Origin of the sequence: Nonomuraea sp. B12E4, from assembly GCF_039871825.1 — a bacterium.
GTDB lineage: Bacteria > Actinomycetota > Actinomycetes > Streptosporangiales > Streptosporangiaceae > Nonomuraea.
Window position 1 is genome coordinate 1 of record NZ_JBDPME010000079.1, and the last position, 1531, is coordinate 1531.

1 protein-coding gene is annotated in these 1531 nt (G+C 68.3%); it reads right to left on the reverse strand.

Features of this window, described 5'->3' with window-relative positions; all coding sequences use genetic code 11:
- Window positions 1-27: 27 nt before the first annotated feature.
- Entirely contained in the window at window positions 28-1299 is a 1272-nt protein-coding gene (locus ABGB18_RS49280) for an IS110 family transposase (protein ID WP_347702651.1), read from the reverse strand.
- Window positions 1300-1531 lie beyond the last annotated feature (232 nt).

Consider the following 1531-nt stretch of genomic DNA (forward strand, 5'->3'; position numbering starts at 1 on the left):
CGAAAGACATCCCAGGGGCTTTAGTTGTCAAGCAGCAAGCGACTCGGTGTGATGCGACCAGGCGGTTGCCTCGTCGTAGAGGGTGCCGGTTTTGAGGCAGCCGTGCAGGATGCCGACGAGGCGGTTGGCGACTTGGCGCAGGGCGGTGTTGTATTCGGCGCCGCGGGCGCGTTGCTTGTCGTAGTAGGCGCGGGCTCCGGGCGAGACGCGGACGGCGGTGGACGCCTGGGTGATCAGGGCGTCGATCAGCCGGTCGTTGTGCACGTAGCGGGCGCTGACGGTCTTCTTCTTACCCGAGGCGCGGGTGATCGGGCTGGTGCCGGCGTAGTTCTTACGGGCCTTGGCGCTGGCGTAGCGGTGGGGGTCGTCGCCGAACTCTGCGAGCACCCGGGCGCCGAGGATCGTTCCCAGTCCGGGCTGGGAGAGGATGATCTCAGCGGCCGGGTGCCGTCCAAAATGCGTCTCGACCTCCTTGTGCAGGGTTTTGATCTGCTCGTTCAAGGTGGTCAGGACGGCGATGAGGGCGCGGGTGGAGGCGGCGTGGGCGGCGGTGATCACCTCGGGCTGCCCCAGGTGCTCGGTGCGCAGCGCGGCCTGGATCGGCGCGGCCTTGGCGGCCAGGTCGCCGCGGCGGCCGGCCCTCTTCAGCGCCGCGCTGATCTGGCTGATCGTCAGTTTCGCCGCCGCGGCCGGGTCCGGTGCCCGCCCCAGCAGGTCGAGGGCTTCGGGCGCGTCCAGGTCCTCGAACGCGTCCAGGGCGGCCGGGAAGTAATCGCGCAGCGCGTGCCGCAACCGCTGCATCTGCCTGGTGCGCTCCCAGATCAGCGTCTTGTGCACGCGGGTGACCACCTTGACCGCTTCGGCCTGGTCGCTGTCGCCGGCCACCGGGCGCAGCTGGTGGGCGTCGGTACGCACCATGTCGGCCAGTACGTGCGCGTCGGCGGCGTCGCTCTTGGCGCCCGACACCTTATGCCGCTTGCGGTAGTCGGCGGCCTGCAGCGGGTTGACCCCGAACACCCGGTAGCCGGCCGCTACCAGCGCGGTCACCCACGGGCCCCGGTCGGTCTCGATGCCGATCAGCACCTGACCGGCCGCTTCCTGCTCATCCTCCTCAGCCTCGATGTCGCTGCCCAGCTGCTCGGCGATCATCGCGTGCAGCCGGGCCATGCCGGTCACCCCTTCGGGCAGCCGGGCCTTGGCCAGCCGCGTGCCGGTGGCGTCCATCAGCTCCACATCGTGGTGCTCCTCGGCCCAGTCATCACCCACGAACAGCCGCACGAATCCTCCCGTCAACGTCATCGTTTCCAATGGTCAGCAGCCTGCGGGAGAACCATCAGCGACCTAATGAAGCAGTGCTCACGCCACAGAGGGCGGGCACAACATCCCAGCAGCGATCAACTCTCCCGACCACCCGGCAGGGGCACGGTCTTTCGTCAGGACTCGATGTCCAGGAGCCGAAAGTGCTCACCTGCCGGCAGCCACTACCCACTACGGAGTCTGCCGGATGGCTTACTCCCAACACTCATTAGGA

Bases quoted from the DNA above. Each gene is read 5' to 3' on its own strand.
- ABGB18_RS49280 (WP_347702651.1), bottom strand. From the start codon at position 1,299: ATGACGTTGACGGGAGGATTCGTGCGGCTGTTCGTGGGTGATGACTGG.